The organism is Bosea sp. Tri-49 (assembly GCF_003952665.1).
Taxonomy (GTDB): domain Bacteria; phylum Pseudomonadota; class Alphaproteobacteria; order Rhizobiales; family Beijerinckiaceae; genus Allobosea.
Window position 1 is genome coordinate 605,277 of record NZ_CP017946.1, and the last position, 25,572, is coordinate 630,848.

The 25,572-nt window shown below is 65.5% G+C and carries 25 protein-coding genes; 10 read left to right on the top strand and 15 right to left on the bottom strand.

Going from position 1 to position 25,572, the window contains the following annotated elements:
* Positions 1 to 160: 160 nt before the first annotated feature.
* Positions 161 to 424, bottom strand: coding sequence for a DUF1488 family protein (locus tag BLM15_RS02995; protein ID WP_126110237.1), 264 nt, complete (start codon positions 422 to 424; stop codon positions 161 to 163).
* Between the two features lie 137 nt (positions 425 to 561).
* Entirely contained in the window at positions 562 to 915 is a 354-nt protein-coding gene (locus BLM15_RS03000; protein ID WP_126110239.1) for a hypothetical protein, read from the bottom strand.
* A 282-nt stretch (positions 916 to 1,197) separates the two neighbouring features.
* Between BLM15_RS03000 and BLM15_RS03005 the strand changes: the two genes are divergently transcribed.
* Positions 1,198 to 1,425, top strand: coding sequence for a hypothetical protein (locus BLM15_RS03005; RefSeq protein ID WP_126110241.1), 228 nt, complete (start codon positions 1,198 to 1,200; stop codon positions 1,423 to 1,425).
* 713 nt (positions 1,426 to 2,138) lie between these two features.
* On the opposite strand, the gene BLM15_RS03010 is transcribed toward BLM15_RS03005, so the two are convergent.
* From BLM15_RS03010 to BLM15_RS03025, 4 genes are all read right to left on the bottom strand, one after another.
* A complete protein-coding gene (locus BLM15_RS03010) occupies positions 2,139 to 2,942 on the bottom strand; it encodes an RNA methyltransferase (protein ID WP_126110243.1) in 804 nt (267 codons plus the stop codon).
* A gap of 73 nt (positions 2,943 to 3,015) precedes the next feature.
* Positions 3,016 to 5,199 (bottom strand): methyl-accepting chemotaxis protein, encoded by a 2,184-nt coding sequence (locus tag BLM15_RS31580; RefSeq protein WP_126110245.1) that lies wholly within the window; start codon positions 5,197 to 5,199, stop codon positions 3,016 to 3,018.
* 118 nt (positions 5,200 to 5,317) lie between these two features.
* A complete protein-coding gene (locus tag BLM15_RS03020; RefSeq protein WP_126110248.1) occupies positions 5,318 to 7,822 on the bottom strand; it encodes a methyl-accepting chemotaxis protein in 2,505 nt (834 codons plus the stop codon).
* Between the two features lie 138 nt (positions 7,823 to 7,960).
* The gene (locus tag BLM15_RS03025) at positions 7,961 to 9,103 is read right to left on the bottom strand and encodes a dipeptidase (RefSeq protein ID WP_126110250.1); all 1,143 of its coding nucleotides are present in this window, start codon (positions 9,101 to 9,103) and stop codon (positions 7,961 to 7,963) included.
* Between the two features lie 398 nt (positions 9,104 to 9,501).
* Here BLM15_RS03025 and BLM15_RS03030 point away from each other — a divergent pair, with 398 nt between their 5' ends.
* The 7 genes from BLM15_RS03030 to BLM15_RS03060 all read left to right on the top strand — a co-directional run bounded on the left by BLM15_RS03030 (position 9,502) and on the right by BLM15_RS03060 (position 15,946).
* Positions 9,502 to 10,419, top strand: a complete 918-nt coding sequence (locus BLM15_RS03030; protein WP_126110252.1) for a branched-chain amino acid ABC transporter permease — start codon at positions 9,502 to 9,504, stop codon at positions 10,417 to 10,419.
* Positions 10,420 to 10,430: 11 nt separating this feature from the next.
* Entirely contained in the window at positions 10,431 to 11,807 is a 1,377-nt protein-coding gene (gene livM, locus BLM15_RS03035) for a high-affinity branched-chain amino acid ABC transporter permease LivM (protein ID WP_442859417.1), read from the top strand.
* Positions 11,808 to 11,896: 89 nt separating this feature from the next.
* Complete coding sequence (locus BLM15_RS03040; protein WP_236846675.1) at positions 11,897 to 12,709, top strand: ABC transporter ATP-binding protein; 813 nt, start codon at positions 11,897 to 11,899, stop codon at positions 12,707 to 12,709.
* Positions 12,706 to 13,461 (top strand): ABC transporter ATP-binding protein, encoded by a 756-nt coding sequence (locus tag BLM15_RS03045; RefSeq protein WP_126110258.1) that lies wholly within the window; start codon positions 12,706 to 12,708, stop codon positions 13,459 to 13,461. Before BLM15_RS03040 ends, BLM15_RS03045 begins: the two co-directional genes overlap by 4 nt.
* Before the next feature lie 29 nt (positions 13,462 to 13,490).
* Positions 13,491 to 13,844 carry a DUF6867 family protein gene (locus BLM15_RS03050; RefSeq protein ID WP_126110260.1) on the top strand — a complete coding sequence of 118 codons (354 nt, stop codon included), beginning with the start codon at positions 13,491 to 13,493 and terminating at the stop codon, positions 13,842 to 13,844.
* Between the two features lie 147 nt (positions 13,845 to 13,991).
* On the top strand, positions 13,992 to 15,107 hold the full coding sequence (locus tag BLM15_RS03055) for a branched-chain amino acid ABC transporter substrate-binding protein (protein WP_126110262.1): 1,116 nt from the start codon (positions 13,992 to 13,994) through the stop codon (positions 15,105 to 15,107).
* A 188-nt stretch (positions 15,108 to 15,295) separates the two neighbouring features.
* Positions 15,296 to 15,946, top strand: coding sequence for a glutathione S-transferase family protein (locus tag BLM15_RS03060; protein ID WP_126110263.1), 651 nt, complete (start codon positions 15,296 to 15,298; stop codon positions 15,944 to 15,946).
* Positions 15,947 to 16,002: 56 nt separating this feature from the next.
* Here the strand turns inward: BLM15_RS03060 and BLM15_RS03065 are convergent, their stop codons facing one another.
* From BLM15_RS03065 to purB, 3 genes are all read right to left on the bottom strand, one after another.
* Positions 16,003 to 16,641: a LysE family translocator gene (locus BLM15_RS03065; RefSeq protein ID WP_126110265.1), complete on the bottom strand. Its 639-nt coding sequence runs from the start codon at positions 16,639 to 16,641 to the stop codon at positions 16,003 to 16,005.
* Positions 16,642 to 16,743: 102 nt separating this feature from the next.
* On the bottom strand, positions 16,744 to 17,304 hold the full coding sequence (locus BLM15_RS03070; RefSeq protein WP_126110267.1) for an RBBP9/YdeN family alpha/beta hydrolase: 561 nt from the start codon (positions 17,302 to 17,304) through the stop codon (positions 16,744 to 16,746).
* A gap of 45 nt (positions 17,305 to 17,349) precedes the next feature.
* Positions 17,350 to 18,657 carry an adenylosuccinate lyase gene (gene purB / locus BLM15_RS03075; protein ID WP_126110269.1) on the bottom strand — a complete coding sequence of 436 codons (1,308 nt, stop codon included), beginning with the start codon at positions 18,655 to 18,657 and terminating at the stop codon, positions 17,350 to 17,352.
* Positions 18,658 to 18,831: 174 nt separating this feature from the next.
* On the opposite strand from purB, the gene BLM15_RS03080 reads away from it, so the two are divergent.
* Positions 18,832 to 19,182, top strand: coding sequence for a DUF1428 domain-containing protein (locus tag BLM15_RS03080; protein WP_126110271.1), 351 nt, complete (start codon positions 18,832 to 18,834; stop codon positions 19,180 to 19,182).
* A gap of 127 nt (positions 19,183 to 19,309) precedes the next feature.
* Here the strand turns inward: BLM15_RS03080 and rpe are convergent, their stop codons facing one another.
* The 4 genes from rpe to BLM15_RS03100 all read right to left on the bottom strand — a co-directional run bounded on the left by rpe (position 19,310) and on the right by BLM15_RS03100 (position 22,577).
* A complete protein-coding gene (rpe, locus tag BLM15_RS03085) occupies positions 19,310 to 19,990 on the bottom strand; it encodes a ribulose-phosphate 3-epimerase (RefSeq protein WP_126110273.1) in 681 nt (226 codons plus the stop codon).
* Between the two features lie 52 nt (positions 19,991 to 20,042).
* Positions 20,043 to 20,720, bottom strand: a complete 678-nt coding sequence (locus BLM15_RS03090; RefSeq protein ID WP_236846507.1) for a glutathione S-transferase family protein — start codon at positions 20,718 to 20,720, stop codon at positions 20,043 to 20,045.
* Positions 20,721 to 20,840: 120 nt separating this feature from the next.
* The gene (locus tag BLM15_RS03095) at positions 20,841 to 21,512 is read right to left on the bottom strand and encodes a glutathione S-transferase family protein (protein WP_126110275.1); all 672 of its coding nucleotides are present in this window, start codon (positions 21,510 to 21,512) and stop codon (positions 20,841 to 20,843) included.
* Positions 21,513 to 21,578: 66 nt separating this feature from the next.
* A complete protein-coding gene (locus tag BLM15_RS03100) occupies positions 21,579 to 22,577 on the bottom strand; it encodes a hypothetical protein (protein ID WP_164547380.1) in 999 nt (332 codons plus the stop codon).
* A 315-nt stretch (positions 22,578 to 22,892) separates the two neighbouring features.
* Here BLM15_RS03100 and BLM15_RS03105 point away from each other — a divergent pair, with 315 nt between their 5' ends.
* Positions 22,893 to 24,140: an NAD(P)/FAD-dependent oxidoreductase gene (locus tag BLM15_RS03105; RefSeq protein ID WP_126110279.1), complete on the top strand. Its 1,248-nt coding sequence runs from the start codon at positions 22,893 to 22,895 to the stop codon at positions 24,138 to 24,140.
* A 3-nt stretch (positions 24,141 to 24,143) separates the two neighbouring features.
* Here the strand turns inward: BLM15_RS03105 and BLM15_RS03110 are convergent, their stop codons facing one another.
* Positions 24,144 to 25,016 (bottom strand): bile acid:sodium symporter family protein, encoded by an 873-nt coding sequence (locus BLM15_RS03110; RefSeq protein ID WP_126110281.1) that lies wholly within the window; start codon positions 25,014 to 25,016, stop codon positions 24,144 to 24,146.
* Between the two features lie 132 nt (positions 25,017 to 25,148).
* Complete coding sequence (locus BLM15_RS03115) at positions 25,149 to 25,559, bottom strand: DUF3574 domain-containing protein (RefSeq protein WP_126110283.1); 411 nt, start codon at positions 25,557 to 25,559, stop codon at positions 25,149 to 25,151.
* Positions 25,560 to 25,572: the final 13 nt, after the last annotated feature.

A 25,572-nucleotide genomic window follows, 5' to 3' on the forward strand; every position in this document is an offset into this window, starting at 1 on the left:
AACCGGCCGCAAACACCAATAAGCCAGCCATTGCCCCGCAAACGGCAGCCGCGCCGGCCAAGCCGGCGCCAGCGGACGACGATGGGAAGATCGGAAGGCAACGGCCATGGGACCCGGAGAAACCCGCCGGTCCATCGTCGACGGAAAAGCCCGAGCACGACTAGAAGTCGGAAGCCGTCAAGCGGTGGTAGCCCTGGCGCTTGCGGGAATAAGCGGCCCCGGCGGCCTTCTGAATGGTGGCAAGATGCCCATCATACGCTCTCAGGGTCGACGCTTCGTCCGGACCGGCTGAAGCGTCGATGCCGTGCAGCGCTGCAAACTCGACCTCGAATGCGATCTCCAGAGCGGAATCCGAGCCCCAGAAACAGACGCAGTTCCGCGCGACGTCATATCGTCGGATCGGATTGGGGAAGTGGAGGCTCATGAGATCATCCTCGAAGGGGGCTGATCGAATTCAGGCATATCGTCGGTACGCTGCGATCTTTGTCGTGCGACGCTGAGAACGCACTTCGCGCGACAAGAAACCGCCTGGTCTCAGTGCCGCGCGACTGGCGAGCAGTCTCAGGTTTTCGGAATGCCGAGAGCTGCCGCGCAAGCCTTGGCTACATCCGAATCGGGCGATGAGCTGCCCGGCATCGTCGCCCATCCGCCCTTGGCGATGAAATCACCCTGTTGCCAGGAGCTGATCTTCTTGAGTTCGACGAGCTGTTCGGTCGCATTGTTCTGCTGCTGGAACCTCACCACGCAGATCGGCGAGAGAGCCGCGACAAGGGCGGTATTCGAGCGTGCCTTGGCTTCTCGTTCCGCTGTGCCCTGCGTCACCCAGCCGCCCCAGGTGAACCCGATGACGGCGAGTGCAACCGCTCCGCCGACGGCGCCCCAGGCGGCCGGCTTCAGTGCTGCTGGAATTTTCATGATGTCGGACTTTCCGAACCGGAAGAAATCTTCCGTAAAGTACGATAACATATTCCAGATGAGAGGGGCGGCTATATTTTAATCGGATTCAATTTCTCCATCGCCAAAGTCCGAATCCAGGAAATCGAAGGAGTTGTGGTTTTTTACTTTGCGCCAGATATCAGCTCAATCCGGCGCTCTGGCTTATGACGTGCGCCGGCCGAGACGCACCGCTTAAACCAGACAGCCCGAAAGCTGACATTCCGAGCGTCAGCAAAGGGCCAACTCCGGAAGTGCTCCCTCATGACTAACGTGTTCTTTTTCCTCGTTTCCCTTACAATTTCCTCGATCTTTATTGGCGCTTTCGAAAGGGGACGAGATGAAAAAGAGCCGCGTCAGCCCGATGGAGCTCCAGCCTGTCACCGCAAAATCTCATCGCACGAAGTCGCCGCCACGATCGAACGCGCGCCGAACCATGACGCCAAGGGACATCGAACAGATTGTGGAACTCATTCGAACTTGGCCATCTGAGCTGCTTACTTGGGAACTTGTTCGCAATAGGGTGGCTCGAGAAATCCAGGGTATGCGAGCGCTATCGACCAAACGAGGGAGCGATGCGGTGGGATGGTCCCGCCAAGCGCTCTCAAATCGCGATCTCATTATGCAGGCTTTTAGTGTGCGTCGCGACGAGCTCCGTTTGGAAAGAGATCGTGTTAAGCGAAACCCACATCGCAATCGCGATCCAGAGGCCGTAACTCTCCGCCGCGAGCGAGACGGACTTCGGAACAAGATTCATGAGCTCGAGGCCAAGTTGGCCGCTTATGAAGAACGACACCAGACGTTGCTCTATAATTTAGCACTCGGTGCTACGAGAGAGAGCGAGCTGCTCTACTCCTTGGCCTCTAAGATCGACCGGTTGGGAAGGGATTAGTTATTTCCACAATTGCGCTCGGATTCGCTTTTTTACGCCTGAGATGATCTGGTCCCGGAGTTGACCACAATGATAGCCCGGCTACGGCGCTATTGAAGGCGCGCCGGGCTATCACTGTGTTCAACTCCTGATCATTGCGGATGGGCAACACCGTTCTTGTCATATTATCAATCATGAACGACAAATAAGCGAATATTTTCAGAGTCTTATGCAATTCAGTGGCAATCGTTATCCATCTCAACGCTTCTGAGCGCTACGATTTCGAGGCCCACTTCGGCCGGCTCTTCGGGGCCGGCCTTTTTCATGGGACCTTTCAGTCGCCGCGCGGGTTCTTGCGCGGAGCGGGTGGCCCTTCGGCCAGTGACTTGAACACGCCGCGCAAGGTGCGGGCTTCCTGCTCGGTCATATCCAGCCGGTGCAGGATGTCGCGCAGATTGGCGGTCATGACCGGCTTCTTGCCGGGCGGAAAGAAGCCGCAGCGCTCGAGCTCGCGTTCGAGATAGTCGAACATCGAGAGGACCGTGGCGCGGCTTGCCGGCGGGGAGGGGTTGTTCTCGCGGAAGGGCGGCTCGCCGCCGCTGGCCTTGAGCCATTCATAGCCGCAGAGCAGCACCGCCTGCGCCAGGTTGAGCGAGGCGAAGGCGGGGTTGACCGGGAAGGTCAGGATCGCGTCGGCGAAGCTGATCTCCTCATTGGTCAGGCCGATGCGCTCGCGGCCGAACAGAATGCCGACGCGCTCGTCCGAGGCGATGCGTTCGCTGAGGTTCGGCATGGCCTCGGCCGGGGTGAAGACGCGCTTCATCTGGCCGCGCTCGCGCGCCGTCGTCGCCAGCACATGGTTAAGGTCGGCGATAGCCGCGGCAGCGTCAGGAAAGAGCCGGGCATTGTCGAGGATATGGGTGGCGCCGGAAGCGGCAGCGGTCGCGCCCTTCTTGAGCCCGCCGCCGCTCGGCCAGCCATCGCGCGGTGCGACGAGCCGCAGCTCGGACAGGCCGAAATTCGCCATGGCGCGGGCGCACATGCCGATATTCTCGGCGAGCTGCGGTTCGACGAGGATGACGATCGGGGCTTGTCCCGCGATGGACGGGCGGGTGCGGTCGGTGCCGGAACCGGTCATGAGAAGGCTGCTTCCTGAAAGAGGGCGCAGCCATGCGCCGGCTCCGCTGCTCCCGTCAACCGCCTCGTCGAGCTCAGGCGCGGCGGCGCTCGTGCCTGAGATCGACGACATGACCAGCCTGGCCACCCTCATGCGTCCTGAAGGCCGCGACCAGCGCGTTCAGCCGCTCGATCTGCTGCCCCAGCGCCGTGGCCGACGCGGCGCTCTGCTCGGCGAGCGCGGCGTTCGCCTGGGTCATCTCGTCCATATGGGCGATGGTCTGGCTCATCTCGTCGATGCCGCTGGCCTGCTCGGACGAGGCCGAGGAGACCTCGGTGACCGTCGTCGCGACGCGCTGCGAGGCTTCGACGATCTGGCCGAGTACGGTGCCGGCTGAACGCACCAGCTCGACGCCGTCACCAACCTGCGTGTTCGAAGCCTTGATCAGCGCCGAGATGCTCTTGGCCGCTTCGCTGGAACGCTGGGCGAGCGTGCGCACTTCCGAGGCGACGACGGCAAAGCCTCTGCCGGCATCGCCGGCGCGTGCCGCTTCGACGGCGGCATTTAAGGCTAGCAGATTGGTCTGGAAGGCGATCTCGTCGATGACCGAGGTGATATCGGAGATCTTGTGCGAGGCTTCCTCGATGCGGCTCATCGCCTGGACGGCATCGTCGACGATGGCGCCACCCTTGCGGGCGATGCCGCTCGCCTCGTGCGAGAGCTTGGCTGCCTGGCGCGAGGCGTCGGCCGCAGCCTTGACCGAGGCGGCGAGCTCTTCGGTCGTCGCGGCGCTCTCCTCTAGGGAGGAGGCCTGCTCCTCGGTGCGTTTCGAGAGATCGTCGGCGCCGCTGGTGATCTCGCGGCCGGCGGTCGCGACCTCGACGGAGGTCGCCTTGATCGCATCGACAGTGGCGGCGAGGCGCTCGATCGCCGTGTTGAAATCCTGCTTCAGCGTCTCGTAGTCGTGCGCGACGGCATCCTCGATCCGCACGGTGAGATCGCCCTGCGAGAGACGGGCGAGCGCCTCGGCCAGCAGGCCGACGACCTCGCGCTGCTCGGCGAGCAGGGAGCCCTGCGCAGCGGCGGCTTCCTCGCGCTGCCTCGTAATGGTGAGGTTCTGGCGTTCGGCCTCGGCACGACCTTCGCTCGTCTCCGCCTCCAGCCGCTGCACAGAGAGGCCGTTCTCCTTGAAGACCTGCACGGCCTGCGCCATCTGGCCGATCTCGTCGCGGCGCGACAGGCCGGCGACGGCGACCTCGTAATCGCCGTTCGCGAGCCTGAGCATGGCGTCACGCAGGCGGCGCAAGGGCAGGGCGGTGGTGCGGCCGACGATGAAGGCGGCGATCAGGCCGAGCACGAGCGCGGCCACGATCGTTCCGAGGATGATCGCCTGGGTGCGGGCCTGCGCTTCGGCGAGGCGGGCGCCGGCCTGGGCCTCCTCGGCGGCGAGCCGGGTTTCGAGCTCCTGCAGCGGCGGGGCGATCAGGTCGAACTCGCCGGAGAGTTTTTCACCGGCGAGCATGAAATCCTTCTCGGCCTTGGTCCAGGCGGGCACGATCTCGGCATAGGCCGTGAAAGCCGGGCCGATCTCGGCCTTGGCCTCGGCAGGGATGCCCTGGCGGCCGAGCGCGCGCTCGAAGCGGCCTTGCTCGACCTCCCATTGCCCGAGCAGGCTTTCGTCGAGGGAGAGGCGATAGGCGGCGTCGATCCGGCGCAGTGCCGCAAAAATGCCGGGGAGCCGGGCGAGGTCGGGCGAATCTGCCCCCATGCTGTGGGAGCGCACCTTGGTTTCCAGGGCTTCGGCAGCGTCTTCCAGCCTGGCGGCGAGGCCTTCCGGAGCGGCGGCGCGCAGGCCGAGCTGCATCGCGCCGATCGCGGTGAAGTCGGCTTCGATTGCCTTCATGGGCGCTTCGAGCGCGGCGATGCTGTCGCGAACGCGGTCGGCTCCGGCGGCGCTGCCGAGACGTGCGATCGCCTGCTTCAGAGATTCAAGGCCGGTGCCGAAGTCCTTGAGATCAGTGGCCTCTTGGCGGAAACGGACATCGCGGCTCAACGCTTTCAGTGCGAAGCTCGCGGCCCGGACCTCGCGTGAGCGGGCGGCGAGCGCAGAGTAAGCTTTGGAGTCCTCGAAGGCGGCAGTGAGTTGACCGCTGCCGGTCCAGGAGGCGGCGCCGATCAGGACGAGGCCGAGGACAAAGACGACGCTGACCAGCGCGATCCTGAGCTGGATCGTCAGGCGCGATGCGGCCGAGCGTGAACTTGCGGTAGACAACGCCATAGCCCTCTCACCTGCCGGGATCGGGCGAAAGCATGGCAAGTCATGCTTAAGGTTCCGCTAAACGCAGAGCGGGCGCAGCCGAAGCCGCGCCCGCTTTTGTCAGCGACGTCGATGCGCCTCAGAACTCTTCCCAACCGGCATCATTGGCGCGCTTGCGGGCCGGAGCCTGTCGCGGCGGCGTCTTCTGCTGCTCGACGAGTGCCGCAGCGAGCCTGCGCAGGCGCTCCGGCTCGGCTCCCCGGCCGCTCGCGATCGCCGCCAGGTCAGAGGTGCGCAGGGGCGGCGGGGTATACGCTGTAGCAGCGACCGGGGACCTCGCGATCGGCGCGAGCTCATCGCCCGTCCTGAAGGCCGCGACGAGGGCATTGAGCTCGGCGATCTTGCCTGCGAGGGCATTGGCGCTGGCGGCGCTCTGCTCGGCGAGCGCGGCATTGGCCTGAGTCATCTCGTCCATATGGGCGACGGTCTGGCTCATTTCCTCGATGCCGTTGGCCTGTTCGGCCGAGGCGGTCGCGACCTCGGAGATGGTGGTCTGGACGCCGCGCGAGGCCTCGACGATACGCGTCAGCGCATCGCCGGCCTGTTTGACCAGCTTCACGCCCGCCTCGACCTCGACATTCGAGGAGGAAATCAGGCCCGAGATGTCCTTGGCCGCCTCGCCCGAACGCTGCGCCAAGGTGCGCACCTCGGAGGCGACGACCGCGAAGCCCTTGCCGGCGTCACCGGCGCGGGCGGCTTCCACCGCCGCATTGAGTGCGAGAAGGTTGGTCTGGAAGGCGATGCCGTCGATCACCGAGACGATCTCGGAGATCTTCTTCGAGGCATCCTCGATCCGGGCCATGGCCGCGACCGCCTCGCCGGCGATGGCGCCGCCATCCTGGGCGACCTGCATGGCCTGACCGGCCTGGCGCACTGCCTGCTGCGAGGCCTGGGCCGAGGCCTTGACGGAAGCGGCGAGCTCTTCGGTCGTCGCGGCGCTCTCCTCAAGCGACGAGGCCTGTTCCTCGGTGCGCTTGGAGAGATCGTCCGCGCCGGTCGAGATCTCGCGAGCCGAGAGGCCAACATCGGAGGCATTGGCCTGGATGGTCCGCATCGTCGTCGAGAGCCGCTCGGCGGTCTGGTTGATCGCCTCCTGCAGCGCGGCGAAGCGGCCGCGATAGCCGGTTGTCACGCGGTGGGTGAGGTCGCCGGCGGCGAGCGACTGCATCGCATCCGCGAACTCGGTGGTCGCGGCATCGACCACGGCATTGATCTCGTTGACGCCCTCGACCAACTCGCGCAGCGGGCCGTCAACATCGCCGGCCTCGGCCTGGCCGGAGAAGTCGCCGGCGCGGGCTGCGGCGACGATTCCAGCAACCTCGCCGACGAGAGCACGGACCTTGGCGGCCTGCTCCGCGTCGGCCAGCATGGCGACCTCGCGGTCACGCCGGTTGGTTTCGAGCGCGAGCGCGTTCTGGCGATAGACCTCGAGCGCGCCGCTCAGCGTGCCGATCTCGTCGGGGCAGGGCGGAGCCGGGATCTTCTGGGCGAAGTCACCAGCTTGCATGCCGGCCAGCGCCGTCTGCAGCGAAACCAGCGGCCGGGCGATGCGGCGCTGCACGCCGCGCCAGCTCACGACGCAGATGGCGAGCAGCGCAAGGAACAGGCCACCGGTTATGGCGAGCCGGGTCCAGGCCCGCGTCAGCGTCGCCTGCGTCACGTTCTCCATCTCGTCGAAGGACTGGCCGACGGCCGCGAGGATCGTGTTGAACGGGCCATTGCACTGCTTGGTCCATTCTTCCGCGCCGACGACCGGGCTGCTGCCCTGGCCGACGCGGCCGATCTGCTCGTCCATCAGCCGGTTGGCGGCCGTGACTTCGGTGTTCATCGCGCCGACCTTGCGCACCAGCTCCGGGCTGACGCCGGGACGTGCCGCCAGCTGCGTCAACTGGGCGACGCCGGCATCGGAGGCGCCACGCATCTCGCCGAGCCGGCGCAGCTGCGCCGCATCCATCGGCTTGTTGCTGCCGAAGACCGGGCGCAGCACCGAGCACTGCGTGCCGTAGCTCGAGCGCACGCGCCAGCCGGCCGCCTTGAAGTTCTGCAGGTCGGCGAGCGCCGGATCGGACAGGCGAACCGCCGTCGAGGTCGCATCGGCGGCGGCTGTCATCACGGTCTCGATGTCGCCGATGCCATTGTACCAGGGCATCGTCGCCGCCAGGCTGCGCTGCGCCTTGGGCTTGCCCGCTTCGGCGTACATCTCCGGCAGCTTCGACGCGGTCGCCTTTTCCTTCTGGTCGATCGCATCGGCCAGCGCGTTGCGCTCGGCGAGATCGGTGCTGCGCAGCCGGGCCATGGCGCGCCCGAGTTCGTCGCGGTTGGCCTGCTCGATCTTCTTCAGCGTCGGCGAAGGATCGTCCGCGACCTGGATCGCGGTCTGGGCCTGGCCACGGTTGGAGCGGATGGTGTTGCCGGCGACGAGCAGGGCCTCGTCGGCGGCGACCAGCTCGACCAGCCGCCGGCTGGTCAGGACGTCTTCGACGGCCTGTTCCGCGAGAAAGCCAAGCGCGCCGAGGCCAGGCACGCACAGGCACGCCATGGTGGCGACGAGGTAATTCCTGATTGAGGTAGAGAAGAGATTCACGGGACCTGTCCGGGCTGTTCTGGCGCGGGACAGGGGAGTCGCTAGCGCTCCGCCCCCGCTCGCAATGTCGGGCCCGAAAGGTCTCGCATCAGACCCTTAAAATTTTGCCTCAATTTTGCCTTGTCGCGACTGTCGCGCTCAACGCGCGGCGGCATTCGCCACCGAGCGCATCACCCGCAGCATGTTGCCGCTGGCGAGCTTGGCGAGGTTCTCTTCCGACCAGCCACGGCGGATCAGCTCGGCGATCAGGGCCGGGAAGGTCGAGGCGTCCTCGAGCCCATCCGGCGTGAGGCCGCCGAAGAAATCCGAGCCGATGCCGAGATGGTCATGGCCGATCCGCTTGGCCAGATAGTCGAGATGGTCGCAGTACTGTGCCAGCGTCGCCCTTGGCCGGGGACCGGAGGTGCGGGTGATCTCGGCTTCCGCCTTCTTGAAGTCGAACCCTTCGCGCGCTTTGCCGTATTGATCCCTGGCCGGGCGGTTCCAGTCGCGCGAGGCCTGGTTGATGAAGTCGGGCACGAAGGTCGCCATCACGACACCGTCTTTGCCGGCGACGCGGTCGAGCACGTCATCGGGGACGTTGCGCGGGTGGTTGCAAAGCGAGAAGGCGTTGGAGTGCGACCAGACCACCGGCGCCTCGCTGATATCGAGCACGTCGTGCATCACTTTCGGCGCGACATGGGCGAGGTCGACGATCATGCCGAGCCGGTTCATCCGGCCGATCACCTGCTTGCCGAAGGCGCTGAGTCCGTTGTGGCGCGGAGCGTCGGTCGCCGAATCGCACCAGTCATGCGTGTCGTTGTGGCAGAGCGTCATCAGCCTGACGCCGAGGTCCCAATAGGCGTCGAGCGTCTCGAGCTCGTTGTCGAGCGCCGAGCCGTTCTCGATCGTCATGAACAGCGCGATTCGGCCCTCCTTCTTCGCGGCTTCGACGTCGTCGGCCGAGAGGCCGGGCCGGAAGACGTCGGCGTGGTGTTCCCAGATCCGGCGCATCAGCGCGATCTGTGCCAGTGCGAAACCGGCAGGCTTGGGGTGATTGGGCGGGACATACGCCGCGAAGAACTGCGCCGCGAGCCTGCCGGCGCGCATGCGCGGGATGTCGGTATCGGTCTCGGGATGGACCTTGCCGAGGTCGTAGGTTGCGAGATCGCCCTTCGCAGCCGGGTCGAGACGCACGACGAAAGGCAAGTCGTTATGGCCATCGATCAGCGGGACGCGATCGAGCAAAGCCAGTGCCTCGTCATAGGCAGCATCGGCGAGGTGAGGAGCGGCGAGGACCATGGCGCACCTGGAAACGGGAATCGTGGAAGCGTGATCGTGGCAGGGGGCGGGCCCCTGCGCGAGGCCTAAAGCGCATGATCCGAGCGGGATTGGAACCACCATTCCGGTATCTCGCGTGCAGGTTGGTGCGACATCGGCGACAAACCGGGCTGGTGAGGCGAATCGTACACTGCATGCCGAGCAATCATCTTGCGCGGAATGCGCGCGGGGCAGCAGCATCGGCTGCCTATTGCATATGCAATGTCCCGCAGATTGCTTTTGACAGAAATGTGGCGCGGGGTGATTGTCGAGCGCGCAGACCGTTGGTAGCTCTGCGCCGTAATCGCATCCCGCATGCGCCGGCGTCATGCCGCGCAAAAAAGAACGGGTAACTGATTCGAGGGGTTAGGCGTCGTTCAATGGAAGTATTCGTCCAGCAGCTCATTAACGGGCTGACCCTGGGGTCAATTTACGGCCTCATCGCCATCGGCTACACGATGGTCTTCGGCATCATCGGTATGGTGAACTTCGCCCATGGCGACGTCTTCATGCTGTCGGCCTTCATCGCGCTGATCTTCTTCATGCTGATCTCGGCCTGGTTCGGCGCCGGTCTGATCGTGCTAGCGCTGATCTTCGTCCTGATCCTTGCGATGTTCTTCACCTCGCTGTGGAACTGGACGATCGAGCGCGTCGCCTACAGGCCGCTGCGCGGTTCGTTCCGCCTGGCGCCGCTGATCTCGGCGATCGGCATGTCGATCTTCCTGATGAATTTCGTCCAGGTCGTGCAAGGACCGCGCAACAAGCCGATTCCGCCGATGCTGAACAAGTCGATCCTGCTGATCGACAGCGCGACCTATCCGGTCTCGATCTCCTACAAGCAACTCGTCATCATCATCACCACGGTCGTGCTGCTAGCCGCCTTCTGGTACCTCGTGCAGAAGACGCCGCTCGGCCGGGCCCAGCGCGCCTGCGAGCAGGACCGCAAGATGGCCTCGCTGCTCGGCGTCGACGTCGACCGCACCATCTCGATCACCTTCGTGATGGGCGCTGCGCTCGCTGCGGTCGCTGGCGTCATGTACCTCGTGCTCTACGGCGTGGTGAACTTCGCAGACGGCTTCACGCCGGGCGTCAAGGCCTTCACTGCGGCTGTGCTCGGAGGCATCGGGTCATTGCCGGGCGCCGTGCTCGGCGGGCTGCTGATCGGCCTGATCGAGGTGATGTGGTCGGCTTATTTCACCATCGACTACAAGGACGTCGCCGCGTTCTGCATCCTCGCGGTGGTGCTCGTGTTCATGCCCTCCGGCATTCTTGGCCGGCCCGAAGTCGAGAAGGTCTGAAGCCCATGGCCATGGACACATCGACCCCGGCCAAGCGGCAGGCCGACATGACGAGGGCACTGAAGGAGGCGGCGTTCGCGGCGCTGATCACCTTGGGCCTGTGCATCCCGATCATCGCCTGGGGCACGCGCCAGAACCTCGACAACCAGCTCGTGCTCGACCCGCGCTGGGATGCGGTGGCCTGGGCGGTGGCGATCGTCTTCGTCGGCCGCTTCCTGATGGCGCTACGCCAGCAGACGCGCGGCGAGGGCAAGTCGGCCGTGCGGCTGCTGCCGCATGGCACGATCGGTTTTTTCCAGCGCCATTCGCGGATCTTCTCGCTGTTCGGCCTCGGTTTCCTGCTCACCTTCCCGATCATCGCGATCAACCTCGCCGGCTGGGGCGGGGCGCTGAAATGGATCGACAATTTCGGCGTCCAGATCCTGATCTACGTCATGCTCGGCTGGGGGCTGAACATCGTCGTCGGCCTCGCCGGCCTGCTCGATCTCGGCTATGTCGCCTTCTACGCGGTCGGCGCCTATTCCTACGCGCTGCTCGCCAAGAACTTCGGCCTGTCCTTCTGGATCCTGCTGCCGCTCTCCGGCATCCTCGCCGCCTTCTGGGGCGTCATCCTGGGCTTTCCGGTGCTGCGGTTGCGCGGCGATTATCTCGCCATCGTGACGCTCGCCTTCGGCGAGATCATCCGGCTCGTGCTGGTCAACTGGACGGATTTCTCGAACGGCTATGCCGGCATTTCCGGCATCCCACGGCCGACCTTCTTCGGCATACCGTTCACGGCGGCTGACAACGGCTTTGCGGCCGTGTTCGGGCTCGAATTCTCGCCGCTCTACCGCACGATCTTCCTCTACTACGTCATCCTGATGCTGGCGCTGTTGACAGCTTATGTCAGCCTGCGCCTGCGGCGCCTGCCGGTCGGGCGTGCCTGGGAGGCGCTGCGTGAGGACGAGATCGCCTGCCGCTCGCTCGGCATCAACACCACCAACACCAAGCTAACCGCCTTCTCACTTGGCGCGATGTTCGGCGGCTTCGCCGGCTCGTTCTTCGCGGCGCGGCAGGGTTTCATCTCGCCTGAGTCCTTCGTTTTCATGGAATCGGCGGTGATCCTCGCCATCGTCGTGCTTGGCGGCATGGGTTCACTCTGGGGCTGCGCCATTGCGGCGATTGCGATGATCGGTGGCACCGAATTGCTGCGCGAGCTCGACTGGCTGAAGCAGATCTTCGGCCAGGACTTCGACCCGACCAAGTACCGCATGCTGATCTTCGGCTTCGCCATGGTGGTGATCATGATCTGGAAGCCGCGCGGGCTGATCTCGACCCGCGAGCCGACCGCCTTCCTCAAGGAGAAGAAAGCGATCTCGGCCGATATGGTCCAGGAGGGGCACGGCTGATGACGAACGTGGTCGAGACCAACTCGGCGACGACGGCCGTCACGGCCGCTCCGCCCGGGACCCCACTGCTCAAGGTCGAGCATCTGACGATGCGCTTCGGCGGCCTGACCGCCGTCAACGACCTTTCCTTCGAGGCCCGCAAGGGCGACATCACCGCCCTCATCGGCCCCAACGGTGCCGGCAAGACCACGGTGTTCAACTGCATCACCGGCTTCTACAAGCCGACCGAGGGCATGATCACGCTGACGCAGGAGAATCGTGACGGTTCTTCGGGCGACAGCTACCTGCTCGAACGGATGCCGGACTTCCGCATCGCCTGGAAGGCCAAGGTCGCCCGCACCTTCCAGAACATCCGCCTGTTCGGCGGCATGACGGTGCTGGAGAACCTTCTGGTCGCGCAGCACAACCCGCTGATGATCGCCTCGGGCTTCACCTTCCTCGGCGTGCTCGGCATCGGCGGATACAAGGCGCGCGAAAAGGAGGCGATCGAGAAGGCCAAGGCCTGGCTCGAGAAGATCAACCTGATCCATCGCGCCGACGATCCCGCCGCCGATCTGCCCTATGGCGACCAGCGCCGGCTCGAGATCGCGCGGGCGATGTGCACCGATCCGGTGCTGCTCTGCCTCGACGAGCCGGCTGCCGGTCTCAACCCGCGCGAGAGCCTCGACCTCAACAACCTCCTGCTGTCGATCCGCAAGGACCACGGCACGGCGCTGCTCCTGATCGAACACGACATGTCGGTGGTGATGGGAATCTCGGACCATGTCGTGGTGCTCGACTACGGCACCAAGATCTCGGACGGCACGCCGGCCGAGGTGCAAGCCGATCCGAAGGTGATCGCCGCTTATCTCGGCGTCGACGACGAAGAGGTCGAGCAGGTGGAAGCGGAGGTCGGCCTATGAGCGAGGCAGCACCGCTCCCGGGCGCTCAAACCGCTCCGCTTTTGGCCGTCCGCGGCGTCAAGACCTATTACGGCAAGATCATCGCGCTGAAGGGCGTCGACGTCGATGTTCGCCAGGGCGAAATCGTGACGATGATCGGCGCGAACGGCGCCGGCAAGTCGACGCTGATGATGACGATCTTCGGCACCCCGCAGGCGCGCGAAGGCACCATCACCTATGAGGGGCGCAACATCACCAGGATGCCGAGCCACGAGATCGCGCGGCTCGGCATCGCGCAGTCGCCGGAAGGCCGGCGCATCTTCCCACGCATGACCGTGTTCGAGAACCTGCAGATGGGTGCGGCCGTCGCCGGCATGCAGCATTTCGACGAGGACCTCGAGAAGATCTGCGCGCTGTTCCCGCGTGTGAAGGAGCGCTTGCAGCAGCGCGGTGGCACGCTCTCGGGCGGCGAGCAGCAGATGGTCGCGATCGCGCGCGCGCTGATGGCGCGGCCGAAGCTGCTGATGCTCGACGAGCCCTCGCTCGGCCTCGCGCCGCTGATCGTCAAGCAGATCTTTGAGGCGATCCGCGAACTCAACCGCAGCCAGGGCCTGACCGTCTTCCTGGTCGAGCAGAACGCCTTCCATGCGCTCAAGCTCGCCCACCGCGGCTATGTCATGGTCAACGGCGTCATCACCATGAGCGGCACCGGCAAGGAGCTGCTCGCCAATCCGCAGGTGCGGGCGGCCTATCTCGAAGGCGGCCGGCATTGAGTGCCGGCACTGTCGAACGGAGCTGAACGATGCAGGGCATTCTCTACGAGGAGCCGACCATCTGGCTCTTTCTGCTGGTAACGGTGGTGATGGGCGGCTGGGCCGCCTGGATGACGGGCCGCGCGGTGGCGATCACCTGGCGTCCGCCGATCCAGCTCGTCTTCTATACGGCGATCCTCGGGCTGGTGATCCGCTTCATCCACTTTGCCCTGTTCGAGGCGACGCTGCTGTCGCCGCACTATTACATCGTCGACACGATCGTGCTGTTCGCCTTCAGCTTCGCCGGCTGGCGCTACAACCGGGCGCGCCAGATGACGACGCAATATCGCTGGCTCTACGAGCGCACCGGGCCCTTCACCTGGAGGGCTCGCGAGAGCACTTAAGGCGCCGAAAACACCACCAAAGTTCACGGGGCTTGCCGCGTGACAGCACCGCGAAAAAGCGCAAGACTGCGTTTCACGGTGGCACCACGCGCCGAGACGGGACGATCAAAATCGGCCCGTAATATACTCACAGGGGAGTCACAACGCATGAAGAAGCTGCTCTTGGGCGGAATTGCCCTTGGCGCGGTCCTCGCCTTTTCGGGCGTAGCGAACGCACAGATCAAGCTCGGCGTCGGCGGCCCGATCACGGGTCCGAATGCGGCCTTCGGCGCGCAGCTGAAGAACGGAGCGGAACAGGCTGCCGAAGACATCAACGCCGCCGGCGGCATCCTCGGCCAGAAGATCCAGGTCGTCGTCGGTGACGACGTCTCGGATCCGAAGCAAGGCGTCTCGGTCGCCAACAAGTTCGTCGGCGACGGCGTCAAGATGGTGCTCGGCCACTTCAACTCCGGCGTCACCATGCCGGCGTCGGAAGTCTATGCCGAGAACGGCATCCTGATGATCAGCCCCTCGGCGACCAATCCGAAGATCACCGAGCGTGGCCTCTGGAACGTGTTCCGCACCTGCGGCCGCGACGACCAGCAGGGTTCGGTGGCGGCGGAGTACATCGCCAAGAACCTCAAGGGCAAGAAGATCGCCATCGTCCACGACAAGACGACCTATGGCCAGGGCCTCGCCGACGAGACCCGCAAGGGCCTGACCAAGGCCGGCGTCAAGGACGTGCTCTATGAAGGCGTCAACGCCGGCGAGAAGGACTTCTCGGCGCTGATCTCGAAGCTGAAGTCGACGGGTGCCGACTACCTCTACTGGGGCGGCCTGCACACCGAAGGCGGCCTGATCGTGCGCCAGATGCGCGACCAGGGCCTGAAGACCGTGCTGATCTCCGGCGACGGCATCACCACCGACGAGTTCGCCACGATCGGCGGCCCGGGTGTCGAAGGCACGCTGATGACCTTCCCGCCGGATCCGCAGAAGCGTCCGGAGGCGGCCGCGGTCCTCAAGAAGTTCGAGGCTCGCAAGTTCAAGCCGGAAGCCTACACGCTCTACAGCTACGCTGCGGTGCAGATCATGGCCGAAGGCGCCAAGCGCGCGAACTCGGTCGATCCCAAGAAGATCGCCGCGGCGCTGCATGGCGGCCAGCCGGTCGACACCGTCATCGGCAAGATCGGCTTTGACAAGAAGGGCGACATCACCCGCCCCGACTACACCGTCTACACCTGGAAGAAGGGTGCCGACGGCAAGATCGGCTATGTCGAGAATTGATATCGGCTGATCGCCTCAGGGCGTGACACCAAGGCCCGCTCCGGAGCGATCCGGGGCGGGTTTTTCTTTGAGGCAGCTGAGCCGGATCGCGAAACCTCGCAGTCAGAAAACGAGGAGAGTTGTCGGGAGCTGCGGTGATTGTTCGTCCTCCGGCAGCAAAGCGCGCGAACCAGTCACGGAACCTGCCAATGACCGTCACCATTACCGCCTTCGAACGCTCGCCTGACCGTGGCAATGGCCTGGCGCGCGACATGCGCCTCCGTTGGGCGCTCGAAGAGGCCGGGCAGCCTTATGAGGTCCGTCTCCTGCCGTTCAAGGCGATGAAGGAGCCCGCGCATCTCGCGCTTCAACCTTTCGGGCAGATTCCGACCTATGAGGACGGCGATCTTTCCTTGTTCGAGTCGGGGGCGATCGTCTTCCATATCGCGGAGCGCCATGCCGGCCTGCTGCCGGACGATATGAATGCCCGGGCGCGTGCGATCATGTGGATGTTCGCGGCGCTCAACACGCTGGAGCCGCCGATCTTTGATCGCAGCCTGGTCAGGATCCTCGAGCGCGACGAGCCCTGGTACGAGCAGCGCCTGCGTGCACTCGAGGGCATCATCCGCAAACGGCTCGAGGGTCTGTCCAACCACCTCGGCGATGCCGACTGGCTCGACGGTGCGTTCAGTGCCGGCGACCTGTTGATGGTGACGGTGCTGCGCCGGCTGCAGGGTTCCGGCGAGCTGGAGGAACGGCCGAACCTTGCCGCCTATGTCGCCCGCGCCGAAGCGCGGCCCGCTTACCAGCGTGCCTTTGCCGCTCAGCTGGCGGTGTTCGCAGCCTCGTCGGCGGGCTGACGACGGATTGCTCGGGGCGCCGGCAGAATTGATGATGCCCGGTCACCCTTTGTGGGTCACACGGACAATCGCACGCTGTCCGTCATCAACTTGGCGCCCAGGGCCCCGACCACCGCTCCGGCGGCCCGATCGATCCAGATCTTCGAGCGCAGATAGGCAGCCTTTGGCGCGCGGGCCGAGAACCCGACGGCAACGACTGTGTACCAGGCGAATTCAATGAGGAAGAGCATGGGCGGCAGGGCAAAATACATCCAGGACGGCGTCGGCGACGGCAGCAGGGCGGCGAACATGGAGGCGTAGAAGATCGCGGTCTTCGGGTTGGACAGCTGAACGAAGAGCGCCTTCAGCAACGACTTCCAGAGAGTGCTCGGCCGTTCCGCCGTGGCCTCAGTGATGTCAAGCAGCTCGGGCGCGGCACGCCAGATATTCACGCCTAGCCAGACGAGATAAGCGCCGCCGGCCAGCCGGAGCGCCAGGTTGAGCCATTCGACCTGCAACAGGATCGCCGTCAGGCCCGCGACCGCGACGGTTGCGAAGATAAAACCACCAATTCCCATACCGATCGCCGCCATCACGCCATCGGCACGGGTGCCGGAGATGGCGATGCGCGAGACCACGACGAAGCTCGGGCCGGGACTGATCGCGCCAAGCAGGAAAACGCCGAGGATCGAGACCAGAACAGCAAATTCATGCATGGCTATGCCTCGCTATCGTCAATCCGCCGGTTCGTGCCGGCTGCGGGCCAATCTAGCGACAGCGAGTGTCAAGGCCAATCGTCTGCGTCCGCCGCTCCGCTCTCACACCGCCGTCAGGCTCTTCATGAAGCCGGCGAAGCGCAGCAGTCCGTCCGGCCAGGGGCCGTGGCCGGATTCGGTGTTGAGATGGCCGCTATCGCCGGCGTCGACGAATTCAGAGCCCCAGGCTTCGGCCAGGGCCTTGGCTTCCTCCGGCGTGCAATAGGGGTCTGTCGCGCTGGCGATCAGCACCGAGCGGAACGGCAGGGGCTTGTGTGGGATTGCGGCGAAATCGTCGGCCATGCCGGGGATCGCACGCTTGGCCCGCTCGGAGGCCGGCGCGACGAGGAAGGCGCCGGCGACCTCGTGCGGCTTCAGGTGTTCGGCCGCATGCGCGACGGCGCTGCAGCCGGCCGAATGGGCGACGATCACGACCGGCCTGGTCGCGGCCCGCACGGCGGCGACGATACGGTTCGCCCAACCGTCACGGGTCGGCTTGTACCAGTCCTCCTGCTCGACGCGGCGAGCGGTGGGAAGCTTGGCTTCCCACCGGCTCTGCCAATGGTCGGGCCCGGAGCCCGACCAGCCGGGGACGATGAGGATATCGGTGTCGGAGGTTTTCATGGCCGCTAGATGGCGTTCAGTTCTGTGAAATCCAGCAGGCGCCGCTCACGCCTCCCCGAACACCCGGCGGAAGATCGTGTCGACATGCTTGAAGTGGTAGCCCTCGTCGAACATCGCCTCGAGCTCGGCCACCGACAGCTTCGCCGTGACGTCCCTGTCGGCCTTGAGGTTGGTGAGAAAGTCCTCGCCATGCTCCCAGGTGCGCATCGCATTGCGCTGGACCATGGAATAGCTGTCCTCGCGGCTGGCGCCAGCCTGGGTCAAGGCGAGCAGGACGCGCTGCGAGTTGTGCAGGCCACCGAGCTTGTCGAGGTTCTTGCGCATGTTCTGCGGATAGATCAGCAGCTTGTCGATGACGCCGGTCAGGCGGGCGAGGGCGAAGTCGAGCGTCACCGTCGCATCAGGGCCGATCATGCGCTCGACCGAGGAGTGCGAGATGTCGCGCTCGTGCCAGAGGGCGACGTTCTCCAGCGCGGGGGTGACCATGCCGCGCACCAGCCGGGCGAGACCGGTCAGGTTCTCGGTCAAGACGGGATTGCGCTTGTGCGGCATCGCCGACGAGCCCTTCTGGCCCGGCGAGAAATACTCCTCGGCCTCATAGACCTCGGTGCGCTGGAGATGGCGGATCTCGGTGGCGAGGCGCTCGACGCTGGAGGCGACGACGCCGAGCGTGGCGAAGAACATGGCGTGGCGGTCGCGCGGGATGACCTGGGTCGAGACCGGTTCCGGCGTCAGGCCCATCTTCTGCGCGACATATTCCTCCACCTGCGGGTCGATATTGGCGAAGGTACCGACGGCGCCGGAAATGGCGCAGGTCGCGATCTCGGCGCGGGCGGCAATGAGTCGGGCGCGGCAGCGGTCGAACTCGGCATAGGCTTGGGCGAGCTTGAGGCCGAAGGTCACCGGCTCGGCGTGGATGCCGTGCGAGCGGCCGATGGTCGGGGTCAGCTTGTGCTCGAAGGCGCGGCGCTTGATGGCGGCGAGCAGGGCGTCGACATCGGCGATCAGGATGTCGGTGGCACGCGCCAGCTGCACCGAGAGTGTGGTGTCGAGCACGTCGGAAGAGGTCATGCCCTGATGGACGAAACGCGCCTCGGGGCCGACGATCTCGGCGAGATGGGTCAGGAAGGCGATGACGTCATGCTTGGTGACGCGCTCGATCTCGTCGATGCGGGCAACGTCGAAGGTCGCATCCTTCGCCTTGGCCCAGATCGTCGCCGCCGCTTCCTTCGGCACGACACCGAGCTCGGCGAGCTTGTCGGTGGCGTGGGCCTCGATCTCGAACCAGATGCGGAAGCGCGTCTGCGGCTCCCAGATCGCGACCATCTCGGGGCGGGAATAGCGGGGGATCATAGCGGGCTCGCGGCGTGATGATAAAAGGCTCGCGGGCTCGCTAGCACGGAGAGGCTCGCGACGGAATGCCGGAGGGCGCTACTGACAGCTTCGGGCCCTCGCTTTGCCTAGCGTCCGCGCCGGCTGGGCGGGCGTTCCACCGGGAGCGCCGAGAGACCCAAGGAGGAAAAGCTGATGTCCTATGTCGATGGTTTCGTCGCGGCCGTGCCGGCCGCCAATCGCGAGGCCTATGCCGAGCATGCCCGCAAGGCCGCGCCGCTGTTCAAGGAGTACGGCGCGACCCGCGTCTTCGAGTCCTGGGGCGACGATGTCCCGCGCGGCAAGCAGACCGATTTCTATCGTGCCGTTGCAGCCAAGGATGACGAGGTCGTGGTCTTCTCCTGGGTCGAGTGGCCGAGCAAGGAAGAGCGCGATGCCGGCTGGCAGAAGCTGATGGCCGATCCGCGAATGGCCCCCGACGTCAACCCGATGCCCTTCGACGGCACGCGGCTGATCTATGGCGGTTTCGCCGCGATCGATTTGTAGGATTGAGCCGTCATTCTCGGGCGGAGCGCAGCGCAGACCCGAGAATCTCCTGACGAGAAGACGCTGGTCGGAGCTTTTTCCGGCCTGAGATGCTCGGGTCAAGCCCGAGCATGACGCTTGGAGGCCCTCAGACCCAGCTGCCCCGCGCCGTCTCGGCCGCCTTGCGGATGGCGGCGATGTTGCCGGCATAGGCCGATGGCCCGCCCTTGAACACCGCCGAGCCGGCGACCAGCACGTCGGCTCCGGCCTTGACCGCGAGCGGCGCGGTCTCGGGCGTGGCGCCGCCGTCGATCTCGAGCGCGATCGGCCGCTCGCCGATCAAGGCGCGCACCTGCGCGATCTTGTCGACGACCGAATGGATGAAGCTCTGGCCGCCGAAGCCGGGGTTGACCGTCATCAGCAGGATCAGGTCGACATCGCCGATCAGCGGCTCGGCCGCGCTCGCCGGCGTGCCGGGGTTGAGCACGATACCGGCCTTCTTGCCCTGCGCCTTGATCGCCTGGATCGTCCGGTGCGGATGCGGCCCGGCCTCGACATGGAAGGAGATCAGGTCGGCGCCGGCCTTGGCGAAGGCCTCGATGTAAGGATCGACCGGCGCGATCATCAAATGGACGTCGAAGAACTTCTTCGTGTGCGGGCGGATCGCCTTGAGCACATCGGGGCCGAAGGTGATGTTGGGCACGAAATGCCCGTCCATCACGTCGCAATGGATCCAGTCGGCGCCGGCTTCGTCGATGGCGCGGACCTCCTCGCCAAGCTTGGCGAAATCGGCGGAGAGGATGGAGGGGGCGATGCGGATCGTGCTCATGCGGCGTGGTCTAGCGCCGCGCTGCTCCTCTCGCAATCGCGAAAGGCCGGCGTCACGCCCGTTTCAACGGGAAGGAGAGGCGCCGGTCGGCCTCGGCGATCTCGACGGCCGCCTGGGTGAAGGCGGGCCGGAGCTTCAGCCGGTCGAACCAGCGCGACAGGCCGTCGAACGGGGCGAGCGAGGGGCCGCCGAGGCGCAGTGAGAAGAGCACGCTCATGAACAGGGCGATATCGGCGACCGAGACGGCATCGCCGAAGAAGTCGCGGCCGGCGAGCCGATCCTCGAGCACGGCATAGTGCTTCTCCAGCGCATGCTCGGCGATCAGTGCGTCGGCCTCCTGGGCGAAGCGCTTGGTCTGGTCGGTGCTCGGCGGGCTGGTGCGATGCATCAGTGGTTTCAGCGCCTGCAGCATGATCTCGCCGGCATAGAGCTCGTCGAGGCGGCAGCGGGCGCGGGCGCCGGGGCAAAGCGGCAAGAGTGGCGGCTCAGGATAGGCGTCCTCGAGATATTCGAGGATCACTGTCGAGTCGTAGAGCACGATCCCGTCATCGTTCAGCACCGGAACCTGGCGCTTCGGGTTGATGGCGACGACTTCGGGATGCTTCGGGTCATAGCCGGTCGTCTGGTTGAACGGCACCATGATCCGCTCGAAGGCGAGACCTTTTTCGCGCAATGCGATCTCGACCTTGCGCGAGAACAGGCTGAGCGGCCCCGAATAGAGCGTGATCATAACAGGAACTCCGGTTTTGCTTGCCGGAACTCTGGCAAAGCTTGCAGTCAGCTCGCGTCAGCAGGGATTTCTTCGAGGCGGCGACGCCGGCACAGGCGCTTCGGCCACCGCCCCCCGGAGTCAGAGGCGCTGGAGCGGCAGCGAAAGCTTGCGGTCCCAATCGGCGATCTCGGTCAGCTGTGTCGCGAAGACCGGGCGCGCGGCGACCCGCTCGTACCAGGCGGCGAGCGCCGGCAGGGCAGTGAATGACGGCCCGTCCAGCCGGCGGACATAGTGCACCATCAGAAACATCCCGATATCGGCGGCGGAGAAGGCGCCGCAGAGATAGGGTTTTTGGCCAAGCGCCGCTTCGATGTCGGTGAAGTAGCGCGCCAGCAGGGCTTCAGCCGCCCTGGCCGCGCCCTCAAGCTGCTCCAGCTCCGCCTGTGGCAGGCGTTCGCCGTTGCGGTGGAAGAGCTGGCGCAGCGCGCCGAACACCACTTCGTCGGCGAAGAGCTCGTGCTGGCGACAGCGCGCCCGCTCGACCGGCGTCGTCGGATAGAGCGGCGGCTGCGGATAGGCCTCGTCGAGATATTCGAGGATCAGGGTGGAATCGTAGAGCGTCAGCTCGCCATCGATCAGGACCGGTACCTGCGCCTTGGGATTGGCGGCGAGCACATCGGGGTGCTTCGGATGATAGCCGACCATCTGGTTGAACGGCACGACGACGCGTTCGAAGGCCAGCCCTTTCTCGGCAAGGGCGATCTCGACCTTGCGGCCGAATAGGCTGAGTGGTCCGGAATAGAGCTTCATCGGCGCGCTTCCCCTGTTTCAGGCCGTCAGAGCGGCCGGTTGCAGGCAGCCTGAGAGCCGGTGTGGTCAGCCTGCGTCAGCAGAGGCTTCCTTGCGCCTGATGCGCGCCGCGATGCCACGCAGCAGCCAGGGCAGCAGATAGATCGGGAACTGGGCCAGCGCGAAATAGAGGAAGGTGGTGGGCGGCACGCCGGCACCGAGCGCTGCGACCAGCAGGCCCATGTTCCGCTGGCCGGTGCCGTAGCCGATCATGAAACGCTCGGAGGCGGGAAAGCGGCGCAGGAGCAACCAGGCGCTGGCGAGGCCGACCGCCGAGACCAGGAAGGCGACGGCAAGGAAGAGCGCGACCTGGCCTGGCCGCTCCATCGCCGCGCGGGTGACGCCATCCATCGCCGCGATGGCGAAGATGAAATACATCAGCACGCCGAAGCCATCGAGGTTGGGCTTCAGCGCTCGGATGCGTTCTGCTCCGAGCCAGCGTCGGATGGCGAAGGCGACGACCATGCCACCGCCGATGAACATGACGAGCCGCAAGGCCAGCGCCATCCGGTCGAGCGGGACGGCGGCTCCCGCCAGCCAGTCGACCAGAAACGGCGCGATCAGCGGGCTTGCGATCGTGGTGACGATGACGCCGGCGATGATCAGCGAGGGTTCGAAACCGTAGAGAATGGCGACCGCTGGCGACGACATGATCGGCGGCGCAGCGCCCATGATGGCGATGCCGAGCAGGAGGCCGGGGTCGAGCGCCTCGCGGCCCAGCAGAAGGAGGGTGGCGGCGATCAGCAGCGCCGGGACGAACAGCAGCCACAGGCACGTCAGGATGAGCTTCATCGGCCGGCGCACCAGCCCGGCGATCACACTGAGATCGGCGCGCATGAACACGACTGTGGTGAAGCAGAAGATCGTGATCGGCAGGAGCGGGCGCGCCGCCGCCGAGAATTGCGGCAGAGCGAGGCCGAGGAAGATCGAGAGCGCGAAGCCTTGCGTGCCATAGCGGCCGAGCAGAGCGAGGGCGGAGGCAAGGGCGGCGAGCATCGAAACCGGGACAGCGAAACGGGGGGCCACACTGGCCGATCCGGAGGCCGCCGTCATCTGGGATGGGCGCAGGGCGCTCCAGCGTCGTTGCAGGTGAGGGGCGATGAAGCATCTCGATCGAACGAGTCTTCCCGGAGGGCTGCACTGTTTGCAATCATGGCTGCTAGTGGGTGCAGAAAATTGCGCGTGGATGACGTGTCTGCCCATAGTTTCTGATGCATTGCAGCAAGTGCGGCAGAAGCTACGAAACTTTGCCGGATATGCCGCAATATTCCACACAAGAGCTGACAGCGCCGCCCTCGGCGCTATTCTTGCAGGAGGGGAAGGCTGGCGGAGTCAGGTTGGATGCGTACGGACGCGATCGTTGTTGGGGCGGGCATCGTCGGGATTTCGGTGGCGCTGCATCTGCAGAAGGCAGGCCGCTCGGTGCTGCTGGTCGATCGCGGCCAGCCCGGCGGCGAAACCAGCTATGGCAATGCCGGCCTGATCCAGCGCGAGGGCGTCTACCCTTACGGCTTCCCGCACGATTTCGGCGCGCTCATCCGCTATGCGATGAACAATACGATCGACGCGCACTACCACTGGAACGCGATCCCCAAGCTCGCGCCGTTCCTGTGGTCGTACTGGATGCATTCGCGCGCCTCGCATCACGAGGCGATTGCCCATAAATATGCGACCCTGATCGAGCATTGCGTGACCGAGCATGATGCTTTGGCGCAGGAAGCGGGCGCGACCGACCTGCTCCGCCGCAAGGGCTGGATGAAGGTGTTCCGCACGCCCTTCGAGCAGGAGACCCGGCTGGCGGAAGCGGCGCGCTGGCAGCGCGATTACGGCTTGAACCACCGCGCGCTCGACGCGGCCGAGCTGCGCGCAGAGGAGCCGCATCTCGACCAGAGCCTGATCGGTGGCCTGCACTGGACGGACCCGGTCACGGTGATCGACCCGCTCGGCTTGTCCAAGGCCTATCTCGCGCTGTTCGAGAAGCTCGGCGGGCGCTTCGCCCAGGGCGATGCCGGCACGCTCGCCCAGGATGGCGACCGCTGGAGCGTGACGCTTGCCGACGGCACCAAGGCGATGGGCATGGATGCTATCGTCGCGCTCGGGCCCTGGGCCGATGTGCTGACGAACCGGCTCGGCTATCGGCTGCCGCTCGCGGTCAAGCGCGGCTATCACATGCATTACAAGCCGCTCGGCAACGCCGTGCTCAACCATCCGGTGCTCGATACCGAGCGTGGCTATTTCCTGGCGCCGATGCGCCAGGGCGTGCGCCTCACCACTGGCGCCGAGTTCGCCAATCGCGACGCGCCGAAGACTCCAGTGCAACTCGCCCGCGCCGAGCCGATCGCCAAGACCCTGTTCCCGCTCGGCGAGCGGCTCGACGCCGAGCCCTGGCTCGGCAACCGGCCGTGCACGCCGGACATGATGCCGATCATCGGCCCGGCGCCGAAGCACCGGAACCTGTGGTTCTCCTTCGGCCACGCCCATCACGGTCTGACGCTGGCGGCGGTGACCGGCCGCATGGTCGCCGAGATGGTGAGCGGCCAGAAGGTCTTCGTCGATCCGACGCCGTTCGCGCCGGCGCGCTTCTCCTGAGCTTCAGGCGGCCTGTGGCGTTGCGTTCCGGCGCAGCAGCCAGACGGCGAAGGCCGACGCGGTTACGTACATGACCAGGCTGTAGATGCCGGGCACCACGGCCGCGGCCGGATTGCGCAGCACGTTGAGCGCGATGAAAATCGCCAGTGCCGCATTGTGGATGCCGATCTCCATGGCGATCGCCACTGCCTGCCCCTTCGGTAGGCGCAGCGCCAGCGGAGCGAGATAGCCGGCGAGCATGCTGACGAGATTGAAGGTGAGGCAGGCGCCGCCGACCGCGATCAGGCTCGGCAGCAGCGCTTTCCGTTCCATGTAGATCGCGATCGCGATCAGGGCGACGAGCACGAGGATCGAGAAGATCTTGATCGGCTTCTCGGCGCGGAGGGCGAAGTGCTCAGCCTTCGCCCGGAGCAGCATGCCGATGGCGACCGGGATCAGGATGATCGCGGCGACCTCGATCACCTTGCGGTGCGGCGGCGGCACGTACTGGCCGGCGCCGAGGAAGTAGTCGAGCGAGAGGTCGAGCACGATCGGCAGCGTCAGCAGGCAGAGCAGGCTGTTGACCGCCGTCAGCGTGATGTTGAGCGCGACGTCGCCACGGGCGAGATGGCTGTAGATATTGGCCGTTGCCCCACCTGGCGCGGCCGCGAGCAGCATCAGGCCGACGGCATGATCGGGCGAGAGCTTCAGGCCGATCGCGATCGCGAAGGCGGCGAGCGGCAGCAGCAGGACCTGGAGAAAGAGGCCGAAACCGACGGCGAGCGGATAACGGGCGACACGGCGGAAGTCCGCGACCGTCAGGCTCAGACCCAGCCCGAGCATGACGATGCCAATGGCGAGCGGCAGCAGCAGATCGGTCAGGATCGAAGCCTGCATGCGCGTTTCCCCTCGTCGGCATTTTCTATGCCGTATCGTCAGGCTAGTTGAGGAAGAGCGGCTACGCCACTGAGACGATAGACTCTTGTCGGAAAGGGTTTTCCGATTCTTTCGACGATCCCGGACCTAACGTTAGAACGAGGCGCGGGCCGGCTTGAGGATCAGCCCGACCGATTGCTGGCTGAAGCTGCGCTTATAGGCTTCGGCGATGGCGGCGAGCTTATCGCGATTCCCTGCCTCGTCCGAGGTTGTGATCAGCACGAGCTTGCTCGGCTCGCGGATCAGCATGCCGCGTTCGCGGTCACGATATTGCCCGCTGGCGTCGAGGATGGTGAGCCCATCGGGGAAGCGCGGCGTCACCTCCGCATCGACGAAGCGGCGGAAGGCGGCTTCGCTGACGCCGACGCGGTCGCCGATCTTGCGGCCGAAGAGCAGTTCGGCCGAGAGCATGGCTTGCTGGCCGGGTGCGCAGGCCTGCGGCGCGAAGCTGGCGCAGCCAGTGAGCGAGCCCGCCAGGAGAAGCGCAAAGCCGAGTCGGATCATGACGTTGTTCCTG

Bases quoted from the DNA above. Each gene is read 5' to 3' on its own strand.
- BLM15_RS31580 (WP_126110245.1), bottom strand. From the start codon at position 5,199: ATGGCGTTGTCTACCGCAAGTTCACGCTCGGCCGCATCGCGCCTGACG.
- livM (WP_442859417.1), top strand. From the start codon at position 10,431: ATGGACACATCGACCCCGGCCAAGCGGCAGGCCGACATGACGAGGGCA.
- BLM15_RS03110 (WP_126110281.1), bottom strand. From the start codon at position 25,016: ATGCAGGCTTCGATCCTGACCGATCTGCTGCTGCCGCTCGCCATTGGC.
- BLM15_RS03080 (WP_126110271.1), top strand. From the start codon at position 18,832: ATGTCCTATGTCGATGGTTTCGTCGCGGCCGTGCCGGCCGCCAATCGC.
- rpe (WP_126110273.1), bottom strand. From the start codon at position 19,990: ATGAGCACGATCCGCATCGCCCCCTCCATCCTCTCCGCCGATTTCGCC.
- BLM15_RS03055 (WP_126110262.1), top strand. From the start codon at position 13,992: ATGAAGAAGCTGCTCTTGGGCGGAATTGCCCTTGGCGCGGTCCTCGCC.
- BLM15_RS03005 (WP_126110241.1), top strand. From the start codon at position 1,198: ATGACTAACGTGTTCTTTTTCCTCGTTTCCCTTACAATTTCCTCGATC.
- purB (WP_126110269.1), bottom strand. From the start codon at position 18,657: ATGATCCCCCGCTATTCCCGCCCCGAGATGGTCGCGATCTGGGAGCCG.
- BLM15_RS03050 (WP_126110260.1), top strand. From the start codon at position 13,491: ATGCAGGGCATTCTCTACGAGGAGCCGACCATCTGGCTCTTTCTGCTG.
- BLM15_RS03095 (WP_126110275.1), bottom strand. From the start codon at position 21,512: ATGAAGCTCTATTCCGGACCACTCAGCCTATTCGGCCGCAAGGTCGAG.
- BLM15_RS03090 (WP_236846507.1), bottom strand. From the start codon at position 20,720: ATGATCACGCTCTATTCGGGGCCGCTCAGCCTGTTCTCGCGCAAGGTC.
- BLM15_RS03065 (WP_126110265.1), bottom strand. From the start codon at position 16,641: ATGCATGAATTTGCTGTTCTGGTCTCGATCCTCGGCGTTTTCCTGCTT.
- BLM15_RS03040 (WP_236846675.1), top strand. From the start codon at position 11,897: ATGCGCTTCGGCGGCCTGACCGCCGTCAACGACCTTTCCTTCGAGGCC.
- BLM15_RS03060 (WP_126110263.1), top strand. From the start codon at position 15,296: ATGACCGTCACCATTACCGCCTTCGAACGCTCGCCTGACCGTGGCAAT.
- BLM15_RS03070 (WP_126110267.1), bottom strand. From the start codon at position 17,304: ATGAAAACCTCCGACACCGATATCCTCATCGTCCCCGGCTGGTCGGGC.
- BLM15_RS03010 (WP_126110243.1), bottom strand. From the start codon at position 2,942: ATGACCGGTTCCGGCACCGACCGCACCCGCCCGTCCATCGCGGGACAA.
- BLM15_RS03105 (WP_126110279.1), top strand. From the start codon at position 22,893: ATGCGTACGGACGCGATCGTTGTTGGGGCGGGCATCGTCGGGATTTCG.
- BLM15_RS03025 (WP_126110250.1), bottom strand. From the start codon at position 9,103: ATGGTCCTCGCCGCTCCTCACCTCGCCGATGCTGCCTATGACGAGGCA.
- BLM15_RS02995 (WP_126110237.1), bottom strand. From the start codon at position 424: ATGAGCCTCCACTTCCCCAATCCGATCCGACGATATGACGTCGCGCGG.
- BLM15_RS03030 (WP_126110252.1), top strand. From the start codon at position 9,502: ATGGAAGTATTCGTCCAGCAGCTCATTAACGGGCTGACCCTGGGGTCA.
- BLM15_RS03115 (WP_126110283.1), bottom strand. From the start codon at position 25,559: ATGATCCGACTCGGCTTTGCGCTTCTCCTGGCGGGCTCGCTCACTGGC.
- BLM15_RS03045 (WP_126110258.1), top strand. From the start codon at position 12,706: ATGAGCGAGGCAGCACCGCTCCCGGGCGCTCAAACCGCTCCGCTTTTG.
- BLM15_RS03000 (WP_126110239.1), bottom strand. From the start codon at position 915: ATGAAAATTCCAGCAGCACTGAAGCCGGCCGCCTGGGGCGCCGTCGGC.